This is a genomic window from Xenorhabdus hominickii, assembly GCF_002632725.1.
GTDB lineage: Bacteria > Pseudomonadota > Gammaproteobacteria > Enterobacterales > Enterobacteriaceae > Xenorhabdus > Xenorhabdus hominickii.
On the sequence record NZ_NJAI01000006.1, the window covers coordinates 367,879 to 390,770 of the forward strand.

Sequence of the window (22,892 nt, forward strand, 5' to 3'; positions counted from 1 at the left end):
TGTTATTACGACTTATCCCAATAGACTCTTAGTCTTTTTTATCGGAATAAGGGCGTACGTATTTCATAATGCACTCAAGTTTTTCACAGGTTTCCTGCCATTCTCTTTCTGGTTTTGAATCTCTGACCAGCCCCGCACCAGCCTGAAGCCAACTACGTCCTTTATGTTGATAGAAAGAACGTAATACCAGCGCGGCATCCAGTTTGCCTGAGCTATCCAACAACATGACACAACCACTGTAAAGCCGGCGCGGTTCACCTTCATAACGAGAGATGGCTTCCAATGAAAGCTTTTTCGGTATCCCTGAAGCGGTAACTGCCGGAAATAGGGCAATGAAAGCATCCCAACGATTTTTGTCCGTTTGCAGCAATCCTTTTACTCGTGATGCCAAATGTTGTACCGAACCACGTTCACGAATAGCCATAAATTCTGATACGCAAAGCGTGTCTGCCTGACAAATCGGGGCCAGTTCTTCTAATGCGAGTTTGGCAGATACAGCGTGCTCAGCGATTTCTTTCGGATCAGAAAGTAAATCAGCCCGCAACTGTTGATCCTGCTCCTTGTCATGTGTCAATGCTCTGGTGCCTGCCAATGGTTGGCTATTAACCCAACCGAAACCATCTGCCTCAACTACGGTTTCAGGGCTGAAACCGTAAGCAGAAAATTCTTCATCTCGTAAGAAGAAAGAGCGGGCTGGGGTGTTAGCCTGACGGCCTAGCCAGTAACTGTGTGTTATATCAACATTTGAACCAAGTTCAACCTTGCGTGACAGGATCACTTTTTGATAGTGGCCTGCGGTAATATCCTTGACTGCACTTGCAACACTGTTTTGATAATTATTTCTAGCGTTTGTTGTATTGATAATTTCCAGCTCTTTTGTATATGGGAAAGCCGGTGTGCCTGCTTGCTCAGCTAGCCTGACTTTTTCTCTCAATATTGGGATTTGGTCTTCTTCCAGCGTCCGTATCAGAACTTGTCCTTGAGTTATGCGTAATTCATGCTGTGGAACAGTGATTTTTATTAATGCTTCATTTTGCTGTTCTAATGATGGATCTAATGGTATCCCGTATGTCATATGGGAAAACTCAAATAGTGTTCTGCCATAAGCACGCCAGTCTTTAATAGGAATCGTGTTGAGTACCTGCTCAAGTTTCTGGCTTAATGTATTGATATCGTATGGATAATGATTTCCTTTTGAATCAATCAATTGTCCAGATGCATCTGCGCTTATGGTGGCTGCACAGCCTATCCCTAATGACCATTCCCCTTTGATTTCATAGAGTGTACAAGGTTGTACATCATTGTCTGCGAGCAAGTGGGTGACCAGATCTAATGGAGTGCTGGTAATAGCGATAGTGTGTTCATGATATTGTTGCATTGGGCTTCCGTGTTCTGTTTGTGCCATCTGTACTAACTGACGTTTGTCGATTTTTCCTACTGTGGTTAATGGCCAATACGCCACAAACAACCATTGATCAGGGATTTTATGACGCTGAACGCCTTTCTGATGTAAAAATGTCTGTATCTGTGTGGGTTCCGGTTGGTTGCTACTTTTTGATATGCAAGCACAAATTCGTTCACCCAAGAGTTCATCAGGAACAGCGATGACAACTGCATCATCAATATCTGGATGTTGCAGCAGTAATGTTTCAACTTCTTGTGTCGAGATTTTTTCGCCACTGCGGTTGATCTGCTCTTTGATTCGTCCCTCAACGATTAGGTTACCTTCTGGTCTCATACGAACCAGATCGCCTGTACGGTAGAAACCATCAATGGTGAAAGCGACAGTATTATGTTGCTCTGCCCGGTAATACCCTGCGATGGTATAGGGGCCTCGTGTAATCAGTTCGCCTACCTCACCGGATGCAACAGGTTGCAGATTGGCATCAACAATTTTGATCTCATCTTCTTCTGATAATGGGCGCCCCTGGGTGTTAATAATGACCTCATAGGGATCGTCCAGTCGGGTATAGCAAAGCAATCCTTCCGCTGTGCCAAATACCTGTTGCAAAGGCCCAAGGCGTGTCATGACCTGTTTTGCCAGTTCCGGTGTGAGCCTGCCTCCACCGACTTGTAAACAGCGCAGGGATGAAAGGTCGCTCTGTTCCCAATCACGGGCCTGCTCCCAGAGTCGGGCAAGTGCCGGGACTAACGCTACATGTGTCACCTTGTGCTGTTCTATCAATGGCATGGCTTCATCACAACTGGCGGTATCACTTAGGAGTACGCATCCTCCCTGAGAAAGTGTGCCCAGAATTCCGGGGCTGCCTAAGGTGAAATTATGTGCAACAGGCAGTACCGCTAAATAAACACTTTCGGTATTAACTGAGCACAGGCGAGCTGAGAGTACAAAATCATAAGTATAGGCATCGTGAGTGCGTGGAATTAATTTCGGTGTACCTGTCGTTCCACCGGAAAGCAGGAGTACGGCAATATCGCCGTAACATGGGCCAGAGACATCAAGCGGTTCACCATCAATGGAGGATAAAGCAATAAATTCCTCCGCTTCCCCATCAACGATAACATGCTGCATATCAGGGCAAGATGCCGCTACTTCCCGTGCCATTTCCCGATAATCAAAACCGTGAATACAATCAGGGATAATATATGCCACTGGGTGGGCAATCTGGCAAAGTGCATGAACATCATGTGCCCGTTGTGTCGGCATTAGTAACACTGGATGAGCGCCTAGCCTGAATAGGGCAAAACAGGTAACAACAAAAGAGATCCGGTTAGGTAATTGCACCATAACGTTGTCACCACGACGGATCCCCCGCTGGAATAATCCACTTGCCAGCCTTTCCGCAGCTTGATGGAGTTCACGGTAAGTTAATTGTTGCTCTTGATAAATCAGCGCTGTTTTATCACCCCAGATACTCGACCATCCTGCAAGCTGTTGGTCTATTGTTTCGCCATTCCAATGATAGTCTGGCGTCATAGTAAGATTTTTTTCTGGGATTGAATAAGGTGCCATTATGCGAACTCCTGTGGATAAACATATTGCATAAATTGTGTAACGTGACGAATAAAACTTTGCGGCTCTTGCGTGATATAAAAATGACTGCCGGCAATCTCTTGGCAGCAATACGAAAGGTTTTGCTTGTCACCGGCAAGCCAATGGTGCCACTGCTCAACTTCCAGACCGGAAGCCTCTTTGTCTTCGTGACCATAAAGCAACAGGGTTGGTGTTTGCAGTTTTACTGAATCGGATTGAATAACATGGTGATAATGTTCCGTAGCCCAGAAGTCAGCACGCAGCATGGGTAAGAACAGCGCCAGTAATCCGGGATCTTCCCGTAACATCGGGCTGCAACCACCGATATCAATCAGTTGTTCAATGAATTCATGCTCTGGTAATCCACTCAATTGACGGCGGGATTGAAGATGGGGGGCATGACACCCAGAAAGTACCAGTGCTTTAGGAGAACAATCATGTTGTTCAAGGCGTTGGCAAGTTTCAAAAGCGACCTGGGCCCCCATACTGTGACCAACCAGTATCAGGTTCTCTCTCTGTGCTGGCGTGAGTGACACGATCAGATCAGAAAGTGATTGGGCTAATGGCGCAATTCTGGTGACTGCATGTTCATTCATGCGGCTGTCACGTCCGGGATAAATCACCAATGAAACGGCGATATCTGGGTTTTCCAGAGTAGACCATTGGCGAAATGCGCTGCTGCTGCCCCCGGCAAAGGGGCAGATTAATAGGGTATATTTGGGCTCGCCACGGGGTGTCAGACACGGGCGAATCATCGGATGCGCAGGGAGTGCCCATTTCATCAGCATTCTTCCTTAATGAGCATCAATTGAGCCGGATCAATCCAGACCGGGGGCTGTAAATCCTGAGTAACAGGTTCTCCCATCATGCGCAAAATCTGTTGCCATAAGCCTGCTAACCGTAATTGGTAGCCGTCACTGAAAGCAGGGGGGCAAAGTGCGCCATTCAATACAGAACTTAAGGTGTTGAGTAGAAATGCCACGCCTTCAGCACCATCACATTCAAATGCTGTCATCCAGTCTTTGGTTGCCGGACAAAGAACGTGAGATGTTGTTTGGTGTTGATAAGCTCCATCCGGCTGACTGGCAGTCAGATAGAGGCTCTGGTCACTATTCAGATGATTAGGGGCATGAAGAACCGGTGTCCAGATCACCGGCCCATAACTGGCTTCCTGCGTCAGATAACCCGCAGGCCAAATCAGCGTCATCTTGTGCATGACAAGGTTATGCATATCGGGATCTCTGGGGTCCAGATAGGACTGAACATCCAACGTTATGGTTGTTCCCGCCAAACTCAGTTCAAAGCAATGAAATGCATGACCCCGTTGCCCCATATAGGTTATCTCTATTTGTTCCGGGCAATGACAGGCCTGTAACAACAGATCAATGGCGGAAAACAGTAGTTGACGGCTGGTTGTCAGATAGCCATTTATCGGGTGTTGTTGTGATAATTGACTGATCTGGTGCGCCGCATGCAACCAGCTTCTGCCGGTATGGCATTGGCTGTAAAAGCTATTGACCCAAAATATAACACCATGTTTATCAGCGGTTGCCTGATGTCTTTTGATAGCTTCTGCATCAAGGGGATGTTCCTGAATAACAGAAATACCCCGTGCCAATAATGCCTGAGTTAATTGATCACCTTTGCCCCCGATAACTTCTGCACGTATGACCACACAAGCAATATCAATATCATCCGGCAATTCATCCAGTGAGCGGAACAGTGGCACATTGAAATCACGGGCCAATTGCTGTGAGCGAGGGCTTCCCTGTGCCAGAATACCGGCCAGTTCCAGATCTGGCCGAGGTTGCAGGAACGCATTAAGGTACAGTTCGCCAAATTTGGCACCTACAATCAGAACCCGCCGTGGCTTTATCATATGTTCTCCTTAACAGGCTCAATAGTCGGGACTGAACACAGAATGTTTTTCAGACACATAACCAGAGAGCTGACATGTTTGTGTTGGAATAAGCTGTAGTGATTACCATCAAGTTGTGTCACGTTGACTGGCCCGAACGCTTGCCAGCCGAGATCCATTGAGGTGATTGTTGTTGGATCGAGATAATCCATAAAATCAGGTAACGCCTGCATGGCCCGGATAAGGCTGAAAGGTTGTGAACTTTGTGGTGGACAATAGTCAAGTAATGCACGCAGATTATGGTGCCATACGGTATAAAGCTCAGTCAGTGAGCCATCAATCTGTACTGATTGCGGTAAGGCTTCATGCAGCGCTTGCAGGAATGTTTCAGTATCGGCTGCGATCGCGTGGTTATCCAGTGCCAAGTCTGGGAATTGTCCCTGTAAATCGAGCAGGAAATGACGGTGGCAGAATATATCATCCTGCGTCAGATCAGAGCGTGTATTTGGGGAGAAACTATCAATCAGGATGCAATGAGAAACGTGTTCACCCGCAACACGTAATTGATGTGCCATTTCATAGGCCACCAATCCGCCGAAAGACCAGCCAGCCAGTGTATAAGGGCCTTTAGGCTGGAAGGTACGGATTTGATTGATATAGTCAGCCGCCAATGCTGCAACGGAAGGCTTATCGATATTCAGGTTATCTGGTGAAAATGCCAATCCAATCAGGCGTTGATCGCCGAAATTAGCCGCCAGATGACGATACCCCAACAGATGTCCGCCAATAGGATGGACGATGAACAATGCAGGTTGTTCAACATTTCCCTCGTTCAGTATCACACTTTGGAAAGTATTTTCCGGTTGATGCTCAATAAATTCAGCCAATGAATGTACGGTATCGTAAGTTTGTAGCAGGCTGAGCGGGTACTGGCGATTAAATGTCTGGTTGATTTTCACCATTAACCGTACGGCTGCCAAAGAATCTCCCCCAAGGGTAAAGAAACTCTCGTGCACGTTGATACCTTGTTGCTCTAATACTGATTCCCACAGGCTTAATATCGTGTGTCCTATTGTACTGAGAGCCGCTGATGGCGTTGAGTTAACTTCTTGCGCTTTTTCAACCAGAGTAGCCAATGTGCGTCTGTCAATTTTACCGTTGTCGGATACAGGTATCGTATCGAGAATGACAAATCTCTGTGGGCACATCCAAACCGGCAGAGTTTGCTGCAACCAGTGAGGCAGTACTGGTAAAAGCTCGGTAGATATTGGTGCGTTGTTAGTTAAACGTAAGCCAGCAACCAGTTGTAATGCGCCGGTTGGTGTCGTATGTGCAAACACTAACGCTTGTTGTATTGCAGGATGTTCACATAAACGATGCTCAATTTCGCCTAATTCAATCCGGTAGCCCCGAATTTTAATCTGGTGATCATTGCGCCCCAGAAATTCGATGTTACCGTCCGGCCGCCAGCGCCCTAAGTCACCTGTGCGATAAAGCCGCTCACCCGTTTGAGGATGCGTGATAAATGCGAGTTCTGTTTTTTCAGTGTCAGTCCAATAACCCAAAGCCAGTCCTTGCCCACCAATATAAAGCTCACCAGTTACCCAGACAGGACAAGGCGAAAGTGCTGCATTAAGCACATAGAAAGTCTGATTATCCAGAGGCTTACCATATGGAATACTGCGCCAATTCGGATCGACCTGTGTGATAGGATAGGCAATAGACCAGATTGATGCTTCGGTTGCACCGCCCAAACTCAGCAAGTTAAGTGCGGGATGAAGAGCATGTAATTTGGCCGGTAAATGAGTCGGTATCCAATCACCACTCATTAGTATCCAGCGCAGACTGTTCAGGGAATGCGGATAGCTGAGGGCATATTCTTCAAGCAGTTGCACAAATGCCGGAACTGAGTTCCAAACAGTAACCAATTCTTGTTGTAACCATGCCAGTAATTTGTCGGGTTGCTTACTGTCACCGGGAGAAGGCATGACCAATTTTGCCCCACGGCTCAGCGTGCCGAATAGATCATAGACTGAGAGATCGAAGGTTAACTCTGAGATTGCCAGTACGCTATCGTGCTCATTGAGTGCGATACGTTGGTTAATATCAATAATCGTATTGACTGCGCCCTGATGATCTATCATCACGCCTTTCGGTTTTCCGGTAGAACCTGAGGTGAATATGACATAAGCCAGATCTTCAGGTTGTACAGATAAACGCGGCCCGCTGGTGACTGGCAAGTTGTTAAGCAACGTTTCATCCAGAGAGAGGACTTGCACATTGTCAGGCCAGCCCATCTGTTGTGCAAACTTGGGTTGTGTCAATACGGTATCAACTTTCCCTGATGCCAATAGCTGATGAATCCGCTGTTGTGGGTAGCTGGCATCAATAGGCAGATAAGCGCGTCCTGCCAATAGAATTGCAATAACCGCGACAACCTGTTCCCAGCCTTTTTCCATCACTATACCAATCAAAGATGAATCTTGATTTTCCTGTGCTTGCAGATGAGCCGCCAGTGTCAGGCTTTGTGACCACAAAGTGCGATAGTCGATCTGGCGAGAAGCATCTACCACAGCCGTATGTTGTGGATAACGATTCACAGCCTGTTCAATCAGCGAGCAAAGGGTGTGTGGTGGAAAATCACTCTTTGTCGCATTACTGTTCTGGCACAAAGCGCGATCATTTGCCGGGAGCCATTCAGGAAGCGGGGTGCTCCATTGGTAATCCGGTTCGAGCAGTGCAACGATACTGGCTTGATAATGGGCAAACATGTTTTCTGCAACTTGGGGCTGGAACAGTTGCGGCAAGATCGCCCATTGTATGGTGACACTGCCTTCTGCGCCGGAAATGAGCATACAGTCGAGATAAACATGGGGTGTTTGCGCACCAAAGAGATTCAGTGTTCCTAATCCTGATGGCCCTTTACCCGCAGTACCAGTTGTATCGTTGAATACGATCGGCATGCCGGCGTTCAGGTTGTGGCGGTGCTGATTTTTTTCTCTGAGTACCAATTGCCCGTCAAACAGCGCATGTTGAAGATCAGCTAACCATTGTTTTTGTATCTGGTTTATCGCATCGTTGAACCCTGTGATATTACGTAAATCCACTTCCAACAATGAGGTAGTAGACAGATTGCCGACTAACATATCGCAATGTTGTGGCATTAACAGGCGGTTGCCATGCAAAACATTAATAGTGAAATGCTCGCTGTTACTCCATACTGACAAAACATGAGCAAATAGTGTGAGCATCACTTGTGATGGCGATACCCGGTGTTCTGCTGCGCGTTGCTGCAAACACTGCCATTGTTGTGGGCTGATATATCCTGTCAGGCACTGTTGATCCAGTTGCTGTGACTGGTGATCTTTCAGTGGTAATACTGGTGCATCGGGCAGTGAAGGCAAACGATCTAACCAGTATTGTCGGCTTTGTTGCCAGGTTTCTTCGGTTTTTTCATTCTCCAGTGCCTGAATATAGTCACCAATAACCGCTGTCGGTGGCTCTGGCTGCCAATCAGATTGCTGATACCAATGGTGTAAATCACGCAAAATCAACGTCAGGCTCTTCCCGTCCGCTACCAGCAGGTCGATGGTCAGGTGCAATAGATGCGTCCGGTCATCGGTATGGTACAGCGTTAAATCAAACAGCGGCCAGTTGTTGCTGGGAACACCTTGAATACGCAGAGTCTCGCGGGCGTTATTCAGTTGTGTTTCACGTTCATTCGGTATCATGTTACGGCAATCAATAACTGTCGGTGTATAACAGGGAACTTCCGGCAGAATATGATATTGCCCCTCTTTCACATAACCGCGTAATTGCGCATGATGGTTTATCACACGGTTCCAGGCGGCAGTAAAACGAGGCAGATCAAGCTTGTCGATAGCCAGTTCAGCGTAGAAGTGGGCGATACCATTACCAAACTGGAACAGTTGGCTCTCTCCCAACCAATAAGCATATTGCAGGGGGGTGAGTGGCAGCATCTGTTCTGATGCTGGCTCAGTTTGATGCGGTGTTGCCAATGCCACTGAATTTGTCTCAACAACCCGCAGAGTACGGCAAAATTCACTCAATTTAGGATGTTCAAACAACTGTTGAAGATTGGCTTGTTTGTAACCTTGGCGGCGTAGTTGCACTATCATGCGGGTCGCAATCAAACTGTCACCACCACTTTGGAAAAAGTCACTGTGACGCTGTATTAACTGAGGCAACAATGAACTCCAGAGCGCAATTACCTGCTGTTCAATATCATGGAGTGGATCATCTTTTGTTTCCGGTTGCACCGCTTCCGTGGTTAACGGTTGTACTGTGCTCTCTTTGGTGGTCACTATCGATGGCAGTGTTATTGATGGTAATGCAGCCAACGGTAACTGCTCTTGCTGCTGAATATGCAATGAGTAAGGCAAGGTAGAAAATTGTGCCGCAATTTCACTGATATTCAGCCGTGCCTGCTGTTCTGCCCGCGCCAGAATCAGTTGTTGATGCAGTTCTGGTCCGTCTTGTCCCGGCCATTCCAGTGAAACCCGATAACCGGACTTTTCCAGGCACTTACGCCAGTCGGCAAGTTCCAGCAATGCGCTATTATTTTTATCATCACCGCGATCGTCGGCCCAGGCGTTAATGCCCTCAATAAATCCGACACTGGCGAGTTGCATGGCACTTTCGCGCTTGGTGGATTCAATAATCAGCAACCATCCGCCGGATTTCAGTAATCGGGACAGGCGTTTCAGGGTATTTCGCAGATGAATGGCATCATGTAAGACGTTAACCGCCATAATCAGGTCATAACCAGATTCAGGATGTTGGCTAAAATCAATGCGCTGATTAATGTCGAACAAAGCAAATTTTACGGTTTCGCCGTAGTGGTTGAATAATTGGCGTGCATCATCCAAAAATAGTGGTGAAACATCAGTAAAGTGATAACTCTCAATGGATTGAGAATTATGTTGAAGAACTCTTTCTGAAGTGGCTCCTGTTCCGGCACCCACTTCCAGTACCGTGAAATGTTCGGATGTCTGGCTCAATTGCCGGACAATTTCAGCAGCAGTTTGGTTCAGGCAACGTAACGCAGGGTTCTCACTGTAGAGGCTGGTTGTGGTTTGTTTATCGGCAAACAACAATTCCAAAGCATTGGTTCGTCCGGCAAGCAGGGGATCATGTTGTTCAATACATGTTGCTATATAACGGCTGATAGTTTGGCACCACACGGCATCATCCAGTTTTGCCGTAGGGGCAGGAATCTGGCTGAGAGGTTGCAAACAACGGTATCCGTCACCGATTTTTTCAATAAATCCTTGTTTGCTTAATAACGCAAGCCATTGGGCAAGCAGGCGTTGATATTGTGGTGCCAGTTGTAAGCGTTGTTCGATCTCTTCACGAGAGTGACATTCTGTTGAATAAGAGAACAAGTTATGGCGCAGTAAAGTTTGTCCCAGACCCAATAATGCTTGTTGCTCAATATATTGCCAAGAATGTTCAAATGCTTGTTGTTCCGCTAATGTTGGTAGCGGTAAGACTTCGGTGTTTATAACCAGTGGTTCTGGCAATGATAATGACAAATTATCTTCTGCCACCAGCCATAAATTGTAACCATGAGTGTCATCCTGACGTGGCTGAATTTCTGCCAGCCGTATTTCAGGCTGAGAACGCAGATATTGTTCAGTCTGACGAAATTCAGGATGTTGTGGCCAGAAGTCATAACGTGTTTGTCCGGCAGGTGGTGAACAAAGATCATGATGCTCTAAGCGTTCAGGCTGGTGGCAAATTTGTATTATTTGCATTAACAACGCGTTGTAAGCGGCAAACAGTGCTTCAATAACCCCCGGCTCTAACACATCATCCATGCAATACCAGTTGAACAGCAGCTCACCGTCCACTTCCATAACCTGATGATCCAGCCACACTTGTGGGGTTTGGCTCAGAACAAAGACCGGATCACCCAGTAATTGAGTGATGGATTGTTTGATTGCGACACCTTCTTGTGCCATTCCCAACATACTGGTGAAAACGACAGGCGTTAGTGGTTGTCTGTTTTGGGTTTCACCATTTTGCAGGCGACCAAGTTCCCGTAACACTTCAACCCCATTGACATGACTATGACTCAGGCGCTGCCAAAGCAAGGCCTGCGTTTTTTCCATACTGGCACGCAGGGAAGTTGTTTTGCGTAAATCAAAATCCATCAACATGACTGAGGTAAAATCACCAATCAGCTCCTGAACCTCTGGATGGAAAGGCTGTCGGTTAAAAAAAGTCAGATTGAGGGTAAACAGCGGATGACGGCTGTACCATTCAAGCGTATGGGCAAACAGTGTCAACAAACCCGCAGATGGTGTCACACCCCATTTTTTCCAGCTTTGTTTAAGTCGTTGCCAGTCTGATTGTGCCAGCCGACCTTCATAAGTCGTGAATTGTGGCTGACTACGCTGAGGCAGTTGTGGGTTCAACGGCAATCTAGGTGCCGGTGGCAGTAAGAGTAATTGTTCTTGCCAGTATGCCCATGATGCTCGCCATTCTTTACTTTCGCGTTGCGCTTGTTCTGTCATCACATAATCGCGGAAAGTAAATGCTTGTGGAGCCAATGGTTGTTGGTGATAAGCCCGTTGTAGATCGTCCATCATGATCCGGAAACTCTGTACGTCGAACTGCAACAGGTCCAGATTCATATGTAAGCGGCAACACTCATTCGGTAACAGCGAAACAGAAACTTCAAATAGTGGCCACTGTTCCGCAGGTGGCACTTGATAGGATAAAGCATGACGACGCCGAGACAAAGCCTGCTCACAGGTGGTATCGTCTAGTGTTCGCAAATCATCTTGTGATAAAGCATACCAAGGCGTTTCAGGCAGAATTTTTTGTTGCCCATCTTCATCCACAATCATGCGCAACATGCCGTGACGCTGAATTAAAGCATTCCATGCCTTCTCAAAACGTAAGATATCAAAACCATTCAGGGCCAGATCCCATTCAAACAGAACGTGACAAGCCACACCACCAAAATCAATGGCTTGAGTACGGCCAATCCAGTAAGCATGCTGAATTGGCGTCAGAGGAAATGGCTCATGATGTTGAGTACTGTCAATCATGATCGCAGATTGAACAGAGGAGATAGGGTGCTCAGGCAATGCGTCTCCGATGAGTGCATTAATCCCTTCCAGCGTCATATTCTGATAAGCCAATTCTGCGGTTAATCTGAAACCAAATTGCTGGTGGATCACTGTATTCAGTTCGAGGAACAGAAGGGAATCCAAACCGAATTGCAATAAATCCTGTTGTGGCTCCAAACTTTCAGGCTGTTCTAAGCGCAATAATGTCGCGATACTATTACGCAGCCAGTTAAGCCGTTGTTTACTGTCTTGATAAAGTGTATTACCGGCGGAGAGTGAAGATGTTGCAACCGTATGGGCGGTGCCAGTCTGTAAGCGTCGCAAAATATCAGGATGATGTTCATCTAACCGCATTGCCAGATAGCAAGGAGAGGTGGTATGCAGAGATTGATTGAGATGCCAAATACCCTCATTGACGCTGAACGGTAACATGCCATCTTGTGCTAATTTTTCCACTAATCGTCGGTCGCTGGCCATGCCAATGCCACCCCAAACGCCCCAAACTAATGTTTTTACCATCAATGGCTCGGTTGCTGTCAGCGCTAAAGACTCCAGACAAGCGTTGGCGATTGCATAGGCTCCTTGACCCTGAGCACCTAGCATTGAGGCGGCAGAAGAGTGCAGCAGCAGATATTGCGCATTATGTTGCTGAAGTACAGATTGCAATGTTAAGGCACTCTGGGCTTTGACGGCTAACATTTGTGACAGATGCTGATGCTCAAGTTTTGCCAGCGGGGTGTGATCAGCAATACCAGTGGCATGAATCGCACCCGCGATACCATCTTCTTGTGCCAGTGTTTGCACCGCGTTTAACAAGGCTGGTGTGTCAGTGACATCAACATTAATCCAGCGTATTTCGCATTCGGTATTCAGTGATAACTCTTGTACAACAGCATCCCACTCTGCATGTTTGCGGCGGGCAAACACGGCAATTTTACGAGCGCCTTGAGTCAGCAACCAACGAATGGAAATTTGCCCGATCCCCCCCATGCCACCGGTAACAATATGCCAGCCCCGATGAGGAATCGACATCGGCTGTTGCGATAATGGTAAAGGTTGACGCTGTAAAATAGGGGTAGCGACTTGATTTCCGCGTACTCTCAGCCAGCGATGCTGTTTATCCAGATAACCAAATGCTAATGACAAAGCGTCAGTATCGTTGATATCAGCGATATCAATCGCCTGAATACGCCGATGGGGATACTCTTCAACCGCAACACGCAACAATGCCCAGATAGCATATTGAGCGGGATTGATATCCTCTTTTGATAAGGTACTTTCAGATTGAGCGCAGCAAGTTACAACGGTTAAGGATATTTTTTCATCACGTTTTAATTCTCTAATGACCTGATCACACAATTCAACAACATCATGGCCCTGGAGCAGTAATAACGTATTTTCGCTTTCAGGTTGCAAATCAATACCTGCCTGACGCCAATATTGAATAATCGAACCATTCACTGTTGACGAACGAAGGGTATATGCCGTTGAAGATCTTTGCTTATCCGCAGTATTTGGTTTATCTACAGTATTTATTGTGCACCAATTCAGGGCATAGTGAGTATCAGGACATGGTTGTGGTGCAGGAAGCCATGATTTTGTCGTAGCCGGAGATACCACTAATTGGCGGGGCAGATCAGTCCGATCACTCATCAGTGCGAATAAGCGTTCACCAGCATGGATCAATGCAGGAAAATCAGTGAGTAAATTCGCTTCCAATAAGCGGCGTTTGGCATACGGCAAGACACGGTGAGGACGATATATTTTACTTACTGTTGGCCCGGGAACTTTCTGGTAATAGCCTTGCTGAACACAATGGTTCAATAATTGCTCCAGCAAAGGGCGCCAGCAAGGTTGCAATCGGCCGGCGCGAATCGTGTCGATAGCACTGAAACCTTGTTCAGCTTCGTGTCCATGACATTGATATATCAGAGCATCGGTATACAGCGCCCGGAGTATTGCTGCATTGAAGTTTTGCTCAATGGCAGGATCAAGCAGAGAATTGACATCAAGCCCAACATTAGTATTGGCTGAATGTTGTTCAGATTTGGCAGCGGCGAAGCTGTAATGCTGTTTATCAAATGGATAGAGTGGTGCATGGCATTTTATCCCACTAAACGGGAAAAGACGCTGCCAATCAAGTTGTGCACCGGCACAGTAAAATTGCATTAGCGCAGCTTGCTGATCTGTCTCTGGGGAACTTTGACGATGTGCACCTGCAACCCATGTTTCCTGCGGTAAACCGCTACGCCGCCCGATGCCCGTTAGCTGAGCATCAGCGCCGAACTCTACGAATAATGCCACACCTTGCTGGCGAGCAACCTCAATGGCTTGATGGTAACGCACCGTCTGACGCATATGATTACGCCAGTAGTCTGGTGAACCTAATTGCTCAGAAGTTGCAATATTAGCGGTTAGGGTAGAAATCAGCGGAATTTCTCCCGATGCAGGCTGTAACTGGCTATTATGCTGAGAAAGACGCTGAGAAAATTCCTCCAGAATTGGTTCAAGCATGGCTGAATGTGCTGCACAGGCAACGTTAAGACGCTGGTAACGAATCTGCTGCTGTTCCAGACGTTGTGCCAGTGTGTTAATTTCCGTTTCTGTACCAGCCCAAACCCAGTGTTGTGGGCCATTACAAACCGCCAAATCCAATACCAGTGAATGAGTCAAGGGAAGAATATCGTCTTCGTTGGCAAACACTGCCAACATTGCGCCTTCTTGGGCGCATTTTTGCATCAACTTGCCCCGTACTGCGACTAACGGCATCACTTGTTCAGGCGTAAAAATTCCGGCAACAACGGCAGCGGCGAATTCTCCGACAGAGTGCCCCAGTACATAATCAGGCTTTAATCCAAGCGCTCGCCAATGTGCAGCCAACGCAATTTGATGCGCCACAATTGCTGGTTGTGCGTATTCAGTGGTGGCTAATGCGGCATCATATTCTCCGAACATCACTGCTTTTAATGGCAGAGTCAATTCAGAGGCACAAGCGATACAACAACGATCCAGCATAGCGGAGAAAACAGGAGAACTGGCATACAAGACTTTTCCCATGCCAGACCATTGACAGCCCTGACCGCTGAATTGCCACAGTTGTTTACTTCCTCTCCTGGCTTGTCCGCTAAAAATATCTGGTGTTGGGCTATGATTCGCAAAGGCAGACAAGCTTGCTGCACTTTTTTCAGCATCTTGTGGGGTTAATGTCAGCGCTAAACGCCAGGGCAGTGAAAGATCGCGACCCTGCAATGCAGTCCAGGCCAGATAGGCGTGATTTTCTGATGTCAATGCAGTCGCGTAACGTTGGGCCAATTGACACAATGAGGATTCAGAAGCGGCAGAGAGCAACAAAGGCGTGGTTTGTGTCTGATCCTGAGAATGATTGACACAGCGATGATGCAATTCTTCAGGCAATGATTGCACTACGATATGGCAGTTGGTGCCGCCAATACCAAATGAAGAAACGCCAGCGGTACGCAATTCTTGCGGCCATTGTTGCCCTTGTGTTGCCAGCTTGAATGGGCTTTGCTCCAGTCGTAATGCCGGATTTGGTTGCTGTACATTAATCGTTGGTGGAATGTAACCATGCCAGACAGACAAAACTGCTTTGATCAAGCTGGCAATACCTGCGGCAGTATCAAGATGTCCTATGTTGCTTTTTACTGAACCAAGATAACAAGGCGGTACTGCTACACTACGGTCACAGAATATGCTGCGTAAAGCGTCAACTTCTATCGGATCACCAAGTGGTGTACCTGTACCATGTGCCTCAATCATGCCGATATCATCAACGCTGATATCTGCTAGTTGTAATGCTTCAGTAATAACGCTGCGCTGACCATTAACCGAAGGGGCAGTAAAGCCAACTTTTTCGTTGCCATCGTTATTAATGGCACTGCCACGCAATACCGCCATGATAGGATCACCATCGCGTAACGCATCACTCAGACGTTTCAGCGTGACAACACCAACACCATTGCCGCCATAGGTGCCATTTGCTTGGCTATCAAAGGGACGGCAATGTCCATCAGGTGAGAAGATCATCCCCGGTTGATACAAATAGCCGCTTTCTTGTGGGAAAGAAACTGCCACACCACCAGCCAGTGCCATGTCACATTCACCGGAACGCAGATTTTCACAAGCCATATGTACAGCAACCAGTGAACTTGAACACGCTGTTTGTATTGTTAAGGCGGGGCCTTTCAGATTTAATTTATAAGCAGTACGAGTCGCAAGGTAATCTTTGTCATTACTCATCAGCGCCTGTAGCCCTTTCACTTTGCCAACATCGGTCATAGTGAATTGTGACCATGAAGGCCAAGTACTGACCCGGCTACTACCGAAAACACCTGTTTTCAGGTGTATATTACGCGGTGAATAACCGGCATGTTCAAGCGCATGCCAGGCTGTTTGCAGGAACAGACGTTGCTGAGGATCGAGCATTTCTGCTTCCTGACGTGAATAGCCAAACAGTGTAGCGTCAAATTGTTCCGCGTTCTCCAATATCGCTGCCTGGTTGACAAAATTTTCACTATCAATGACTTCAGGAGGAATACCTGCATCCAATAATGTTTGACGGGAGAGTGTGGTAGTACACTCAACCCCATGTTGCAGGTTGTGCCAGAAAATATCGCTATCAGGTGCCTGCGGAAAGCGGCAGGCAAGGCCAATCACTGCGATGGGATCACAATTATCGTAGTGAGGCGTTAAATCAGTCATTGTGCAGCTCCTTTATGACGTTTTTCCCGTTGTTGCAAACGCTTTTGTTGTTGACGCTGACGAAGAGTAATCGACTGGCAATTTTCGTCTTGGGTGTCTTTTCGGCAACGCAAACTGAGCGTCTCTGGTGTTGGATAAGCAAATAAATCAGTAACGGAAAGATGCTGGAAACCCGCATGTTGTAATTGACTATGCAATTGAATTAGTTGTAGTGAGTTGGCTCCAGCCTCGAAAAAGTTCTGTTGTGCATTGATAGGTTGATTTATGACAGATAAAAACAGGCGTTGAATTTCGCTGCATGTTTCACTGCATATTTCATGGCGTACTTGTAGATCGAATCCTTCCAAACGTGGTGATGACGCAATAGCCACAGTAGCGTTATCTTCAACCGTATTATCTTCAATCATCAGGCATTGCTGGCGTGGTATCAGTTGTTCCAACGCAGAATGCCAGCTCTCTGGTTGTGCAGCGAGGGTGCGCAATAGCGCCATATAGCTGTTGAACATGTTTTGTAACTGATGTGGCTCAAATAATTCTTCAACCGCATCCCAGTTCAGGCAAAGCTCGTTATCAGATTCATAAACCTGATGATCCAGCCAGATTTGTGGCGTTTGCGAGATACCCCAAACCGGTTTCATCCATGATGAATGTGAAAGGAATTTCCCTTCATGGGTTCCCAAAGCACTGGTGAAAACGACCGGCATAATGGCAGCATCAGGGCCACGGCTCTGAGCAAGTTCACGCATCACTTTGATCGCTGAAATATGACGGTGATCCAGATCCTGCCATAACTGTTGTTGCAACCGTCGTGTACTTGATAACCAGTTTTTCTCCGGGTGCCAGGCCAGTAGTGACAGTGAAGTGAAATCTCCCAGAATATGTTTAATATCTTCGTGCCAGTGTGGGCGATCGAAAAGAGTAAGGTTAAGGGTTAATTCCGGCTTGGTGCTGAAAGCGGACAGAACAGCCGCATAAGCCGCAATGAGGAGCGCAGAAGGGGTTATCTGATGAGGTGCAGCATGTTGCTTTAACTGATTCCATTCATGTGCAGATAACCGATCGCTATAGCGAACAAAACGCGGTGATTGAACACTTTCTGGTGCAATACGCAATGGTAATTGCGGAGCCAGTGGTAATGTCTTTACTTGCTCCTGCCAATATTGCAGCGAATTCTGATGCGTCGGTGTTTGTTGCTGACGTAACACACAATCCCGGAATGTGACGTTCAGTGGCGGCAATTCGTGTTGCTCGTCAAGGTATAGCTGTTCTAATTCAGCCAGCAATATTTGCATGCTCAATCCATCTAACAGCAAATTATCCAGACTGACAAATAGCCGGGAGACAAGGTTGTTGTCTTGTGCCAGTTGGAAATCGAATACCGGCCAGTGACTGACATCCAATACCTGATGTGACAGACGGTCGCGTAGTGTGTCTGCTTCACTGAGAACAGCAAATTGGTGTTGTTTAACAGAGAAAAGCGGAACATTTTTTAATATCTGCTGCTGTCCATTTATCACAATAGTTCTGAGTACCGGATGGCGCAGGATCAGGCGATTTAATACCCGATTAAGACGTTGCACATCCAGTTGTTCTATCCGGTATTCGATAAAGAAGTGCGCACCAACACCACTCAGGGTAAAGCCAGGATGGCGCCCGACCAGATAGGCTTGCTGAACTTCGGTCAATGGGAAAGGTTGATATTCATCTTTATCCTGCTCTTTAGATGATGAAATTTCAGACAGAGGATCAAGCAGAGGAGAAAGTGTCGCGGTGAATGTCGCTAATTGCGGATGACGGAAAAGGTGGCTGAGTTCACCTTTCAAACCTTGTTGTGCCAGTTCACCTATCAGGCGTGTCGCTAAAAGACTGTCACCACCAAGTTGGAAAAAGTCGCTGTTACGATCTGGCTGCGCAGTATTCAACAATCGTTGCCAAATGACAGCCACCGCTTGTTCCTCTGCATTCAGCAAAAGTACGTCACTCTGGTTTGTCTCAGTTTCGGTTTTCGCACTGAACAGCAAACCTTGAGCCAGTGCCTTACGGTCGATTTTACCGTTAGGTGTCAGAGGCAGACGGGGAATAACATGCAAGCGCTGTGGGATCATATATCCCGGCAAATATTGGGCCAGTACGGACTTAATTTTTTCCCTATCAGGGATAGTGACGCTGTCACTTACTTGCATCAATAACAGACTAAGGCTACCAAAGGTAATGGGTGTATCCGTCTGTAATGGGAGAAGAGATAACCACTGTGATGCAGAACGTAGCTGAATACCGTGAGGTGAGAGCAACTCGGTTGTGATCAGAGAGATAGAGGAAGCATGATGTAACTCTACTGCTAATACCAATGCACCGGGTTGTGCCAAAGGCATCAACGCTTTGATGCAGTTTGCTGGATCTGTTTCTCGGTGTAATACATTGTTTAGCAGGATAATATCTGCCTGATGTTGTAGCGACTCAGGAATTTGCTCAGGCCAGTGTTTTATTGATGCATGAGCGTGGTTACTTAATCGGGTTTGCATCTGGTTAATCATTGCCTGAGAACGTTCAAAGCCGATATAGGATAGATGTTGATCAGTAATATGTTCTGCCAGCCATTGGGCACAGAGACCACTGCGGGCGTCGAACTCCATCACGGTAACTGGGCGCTGTAACCGTTGGGAAAGGGCAATAATGACCTGTTTTAATCCTGCCAGCCATTGTTGAGTTTCTGGCAATACAAAGAGCTGTTGCTCTGGTGCGAATTGCGGATCATCAAGTAATGTGACGGCTGTTTGTTGTCCGGTAAGAATATTACGCAGCGTAGAATGCCAACGCTCAGGAATATATCCTGCTTCATTATTGAGTGCCTGACTTAATATAGAAGATGACAATCCGGCCTGATATATGTGATGTGCAGACTCAACCAATAGACTGCATTCCAATGGATTACACTGGCAAAGGTACGCCAGCATACGGGCAAACCAGTCATGATATTCCGGTTGAGGTTGATAGTGTTTCAGGCAATCGGTGAGCGATTGTGGTGAAGTAAACGTAATACCATAACGAGACAGATGTTCCAGCAAGAATATTGCAACTTGGAATTCGCGGCTATCATCAGGTTGACTCGTCTTATTGGTTATTGCCTGCATTGCAGGAAACAGCTCACGATAGTTTGTTGGTAACTGTGGAGCACGATTTACGCGTTGGCATAAAACATCGCCTTCCAATTCAAGGAACGCCACCAGCGATTTATCTTTTTCGCCACTGGTCAACGCAACTCCTTTACTAATACCGGTTACTTGATTGAGGGCGGCATCTATTTCTCCTAGCTCAATGCGGTAACCACCAATTTTGACCTGACTATCGCGGCGTCCCACAAACTCAAGCCAGCCTTCGGGGTGATAACAGCCCAGATCACCAGTACGATACCAGCGTTCTCCCTGATCAACGACGAATTGCGCCGCAGTGCGTTCTTCGTCATTAAAATAGCCTAATGCGACGCCGACACCACCAATCCAAAGTTCACCAACAACCCAGTCAGGGCAATCACGGCCATCTTCACCCACGATACGGTAACGCTGGTTAGCCAAAGGATAACCATAAGGAATAGAGCGCCACTGTGCGTCAACTTTTTTGACAATATATTCATTCGACCAGATAGCAGCTTCCGTTGCTCCTCCCATGGCACTGAGTACACCATCAGGATTGAATGCCTGGTAACGTTCAGGCAGTGACAAGCCGACCCAATCACCGGACAGCATAACGGTACGAAGCGTTTTCGGCGCATCAACCTCTATCCCTTCACAATAGGTCAGCAACATATCGAACAGTGCTGGTACGCTGTTCCACAACGTAATGTTATGTTGCTCGATCAACATTTCCCATGTTGATGGATCACGACGTTGTGCTTCATTAATTAATACCAGTGCCCCACCGGTACTGAGAATGCCAAAAATGTCATAAACAGAGAGGTCGAAATGCAGGGCAGAGAGTGCCAGCAACCGGTCACTGCTTTGAACCTGATGACGACGATTTATGTCCAGACAAGTATTGAGAGCGCTTTGGTGACTGATCACAACACCTTTTGGTATCCCGGTTGAACCCGAGGTATAGATGATATAGGCCGGATCGGTTACCTCACGTTTAGCCATGCTGGCTAAAGGGGATACTTGTTTATCCTGATGCCATGAAACACAGTGTACATCCTGTGACCACACCGTATTTTGCTGTGCAGGATCAGTGATAACGATATTGATTCCGGCACTTTCACAGATAGCTCGACGGCGGCTTAATGGCTGATCCACAGGGACGGGAACGTAAACACTGCCAGCATAGAGTATGGCTAATACAGCGACAATTTGTCCGATGCCTTTTTCCATACTAATCGCAACCCGGCCTCCCGGCATCACCGACATTTCTTGCAATACAGCGGCTAACTGACGGGCTGCCAGACTGAGTTCGCCATAACTCATTTTTTGATTGTGAGTTACCAACGCAACAGCATTAGGAGTGCGCTCTGCCTGTGCAAACACGTCCTCATGCAATAAGGCATCGGGTAGTGGTTCAACTGTATTATTAATTTGATGACGCAGATGGTATTGCGATTCAGGCATCAGATCCGGTAGCTTTTCGCTCCACTGTGTAGCATTTTCTGTCAGATTCTCAATAAGCCCTTGGTAGGCAGTGAATAAGGTATCCATTAAGCCATCAGGGAAGAGTTCATCGTTGCTATCCCACTGAATATTGAGCGCGTTTTCATGTTCAAAAGCGACGAAATCCAACCATACCTGAGGTGTTTGTGATATTCCCCAACTTGGTTTTCCCAGAACATCACGGGTATTCTCACCATATAAAGGACGGCCTAAATTGCTGGTAAATACAATTGGCGCCCCGTGTGGATGGTTACCTCGTTTCTTGAGTTCACGTAAAACTTCTACACCAGACCAGTGACGATGTTCGTAAGCTTCGGCAAATGTTGCCTGTGCATCTTTAGCCAGTTGGCAAAACGGTAAATTATCACCGGGAATGTCTAACAGCAGAATGTTGGTAAAATCCGCCAAAATGTTGTCAACCGCAGGATGCAGTGAAGCTCTGTCAAATAGCGTTAGGTTAAACAACAAGCGTGTTGAATTGCTCCAGCGACATAATAAAGCGGCAAATGCAGTCGCCAATGCCATGGTTGGCGTAACCCCATTTTGCTGTGCGAGATGTTTAAAACGTTCCCAATGCTCAGGTGCTAAACAGAAACGTCTGCGCTGAATCCGGACATCTTTTATTAGGGCTGGGTCCCGAGCCAGAGGAAGTTGGGGAGCAAGAGGCAAAGTATCTAACCGACTACGCCAAAATACCTCGGCATCCTGTCGGGCTTGCCCGAATTGGCCCTGATATTGCGTTAGATAACTGCAAAAATCATAGTCAGAAGAAATAGCAGGCAGGCTGCGTTTGGCAATTACTGCGGCCAGTTCGGTAAAGAACAGACTGAAACTGGCCGCATCCATGATCAACAGGTCGATATTGGTATGCAGCCGGTGTTGATTGTCACCAAACAGACTAAGTTGAATATCGAAAGTTTCTCCTTCGTCAACCTGTAATACCCGGTGGCTCAGTTGTTCACGTATGTTGCTCAGAGCTCGTTGCTGTTCATTTTCTGTCAAACTGCGTAAATCATGAACGGTTAATTTTTTCCAATAAGCATGGGTCATGCCTTGCTGGCGTCCATCTGGCAAAAAACGTACTCGTAACATAGGATGCCGCTGAATCAGCACATGAATCGCAGTTTCCAATTGTTCTGGTTTCAGCCCGATACCATCAAACTCTTGATACAAATGGCAACCAATTCCTCCCAACGTTTGTTCCGGTGAACGCCCGACAAAATAAGCATGCTGTACTGCCGTCAATGGGAAAGGGCAAGCATCTGCAATTCGTGGTTGTGGCGTTGTATCTTGGGACACTGTTTGAGTGACAGGTGCATGACATTGTGGTGTATTGCACTGTAAGAGCTGGCTCCAGGCATGCAGTGTCGGTTCTTGGTAAAGTTCGCGCAGAGTGACGCGATGCCCCTGGCGTCTAAATTGATTTAACAATGCCATTATTTGCATTGAATCCAATCCATTACGAATTAAATCGTCATCATCACCCACCAAAATATTCTTTTGATTAAACAGGCCAGATATGAGTTGGCGCAGCGAATCAGGGGAGAGAAGGTCCATGTGCATGAAAAAATCCTATAAAAATGGCA

At 47.0% G+C, this 22,892-nt stretch carries 5 protein-coding genes; all 5 read right to left on the reverse strand.

The window, feature by feature from the left end:
- Nucleotides 1–28: 28 nt before the first annotated feature.
- The 5 genes from Xhom_RS49285 to Xhom_RS49305 are packed head-to-tail and all read right to left on the reverse strand — an operon-like array spanning nt 29 to nt 22,869.
- Entirely contained in the window at nt 29–2,938 is a 2,910-nt protein-coding gene (locus tag Xhom_RS49285; protein ID WP_335673759.1) for a salicylate synthase, read from the reverse strand.
- Nucleotides 2,939–2,973: 35 nt separating this feature from the next.
- Complete coding sequence (locus tag Xhom_RS49290; protein ID WP_418384822.1) at nt 2,974–3,777, reverse strand: thioesterase II family protein; 804 nt, start codon at nt 3,775–3,777, stop codon at nt 2,974–2,976.
- A complete protein-coding gene (locus Xhom_RS49295) occupies nt 3,777–4,874 on the reverse strand; it encodes a Gfo/Idh/MocA family oxidoreductase (protein ID WP_069315705.1) in 1,098 nt (365 codons plus the stop codon). The genes Xhom_RS49290 and Xhom_RS49295 overlap by 1 nt, the downstream gene beginning before the upstream one ends.
- Nucleotides 4,871–16,672 (reverse strand): hybrid non-ribosomal peptide synthetase/type I polyketide synthase, encoded by an 11,802-nt coding sequence (locus tag Xhom_RS49300; RefSeq protein WP_069315706.1) that lies wholly within the window; start codon nt 16,670–16,672, stop codon nt 4,871–4,873. Before Xhom_RS49300 ends, Xhom_RS49295 begins: the two co-directional genes overlap by 4 nt.
- Entirely contained in the window at nt 16,669–22,869 is a 6,201-nt protein-coding gene (locus Xhom_RS49305; RefSeq protein WP_069315707.1) for a non-ribosomal peptide synthetase, read from the reverse strand. The genes Xhom_RS49300 and Xhom_RS49305 overlap by 4 nt, the downstream gene beginning before the upstream one ends.
- Between the last annotated feature and the right edge of the window lie 23 nt (nt 22,870–22,892).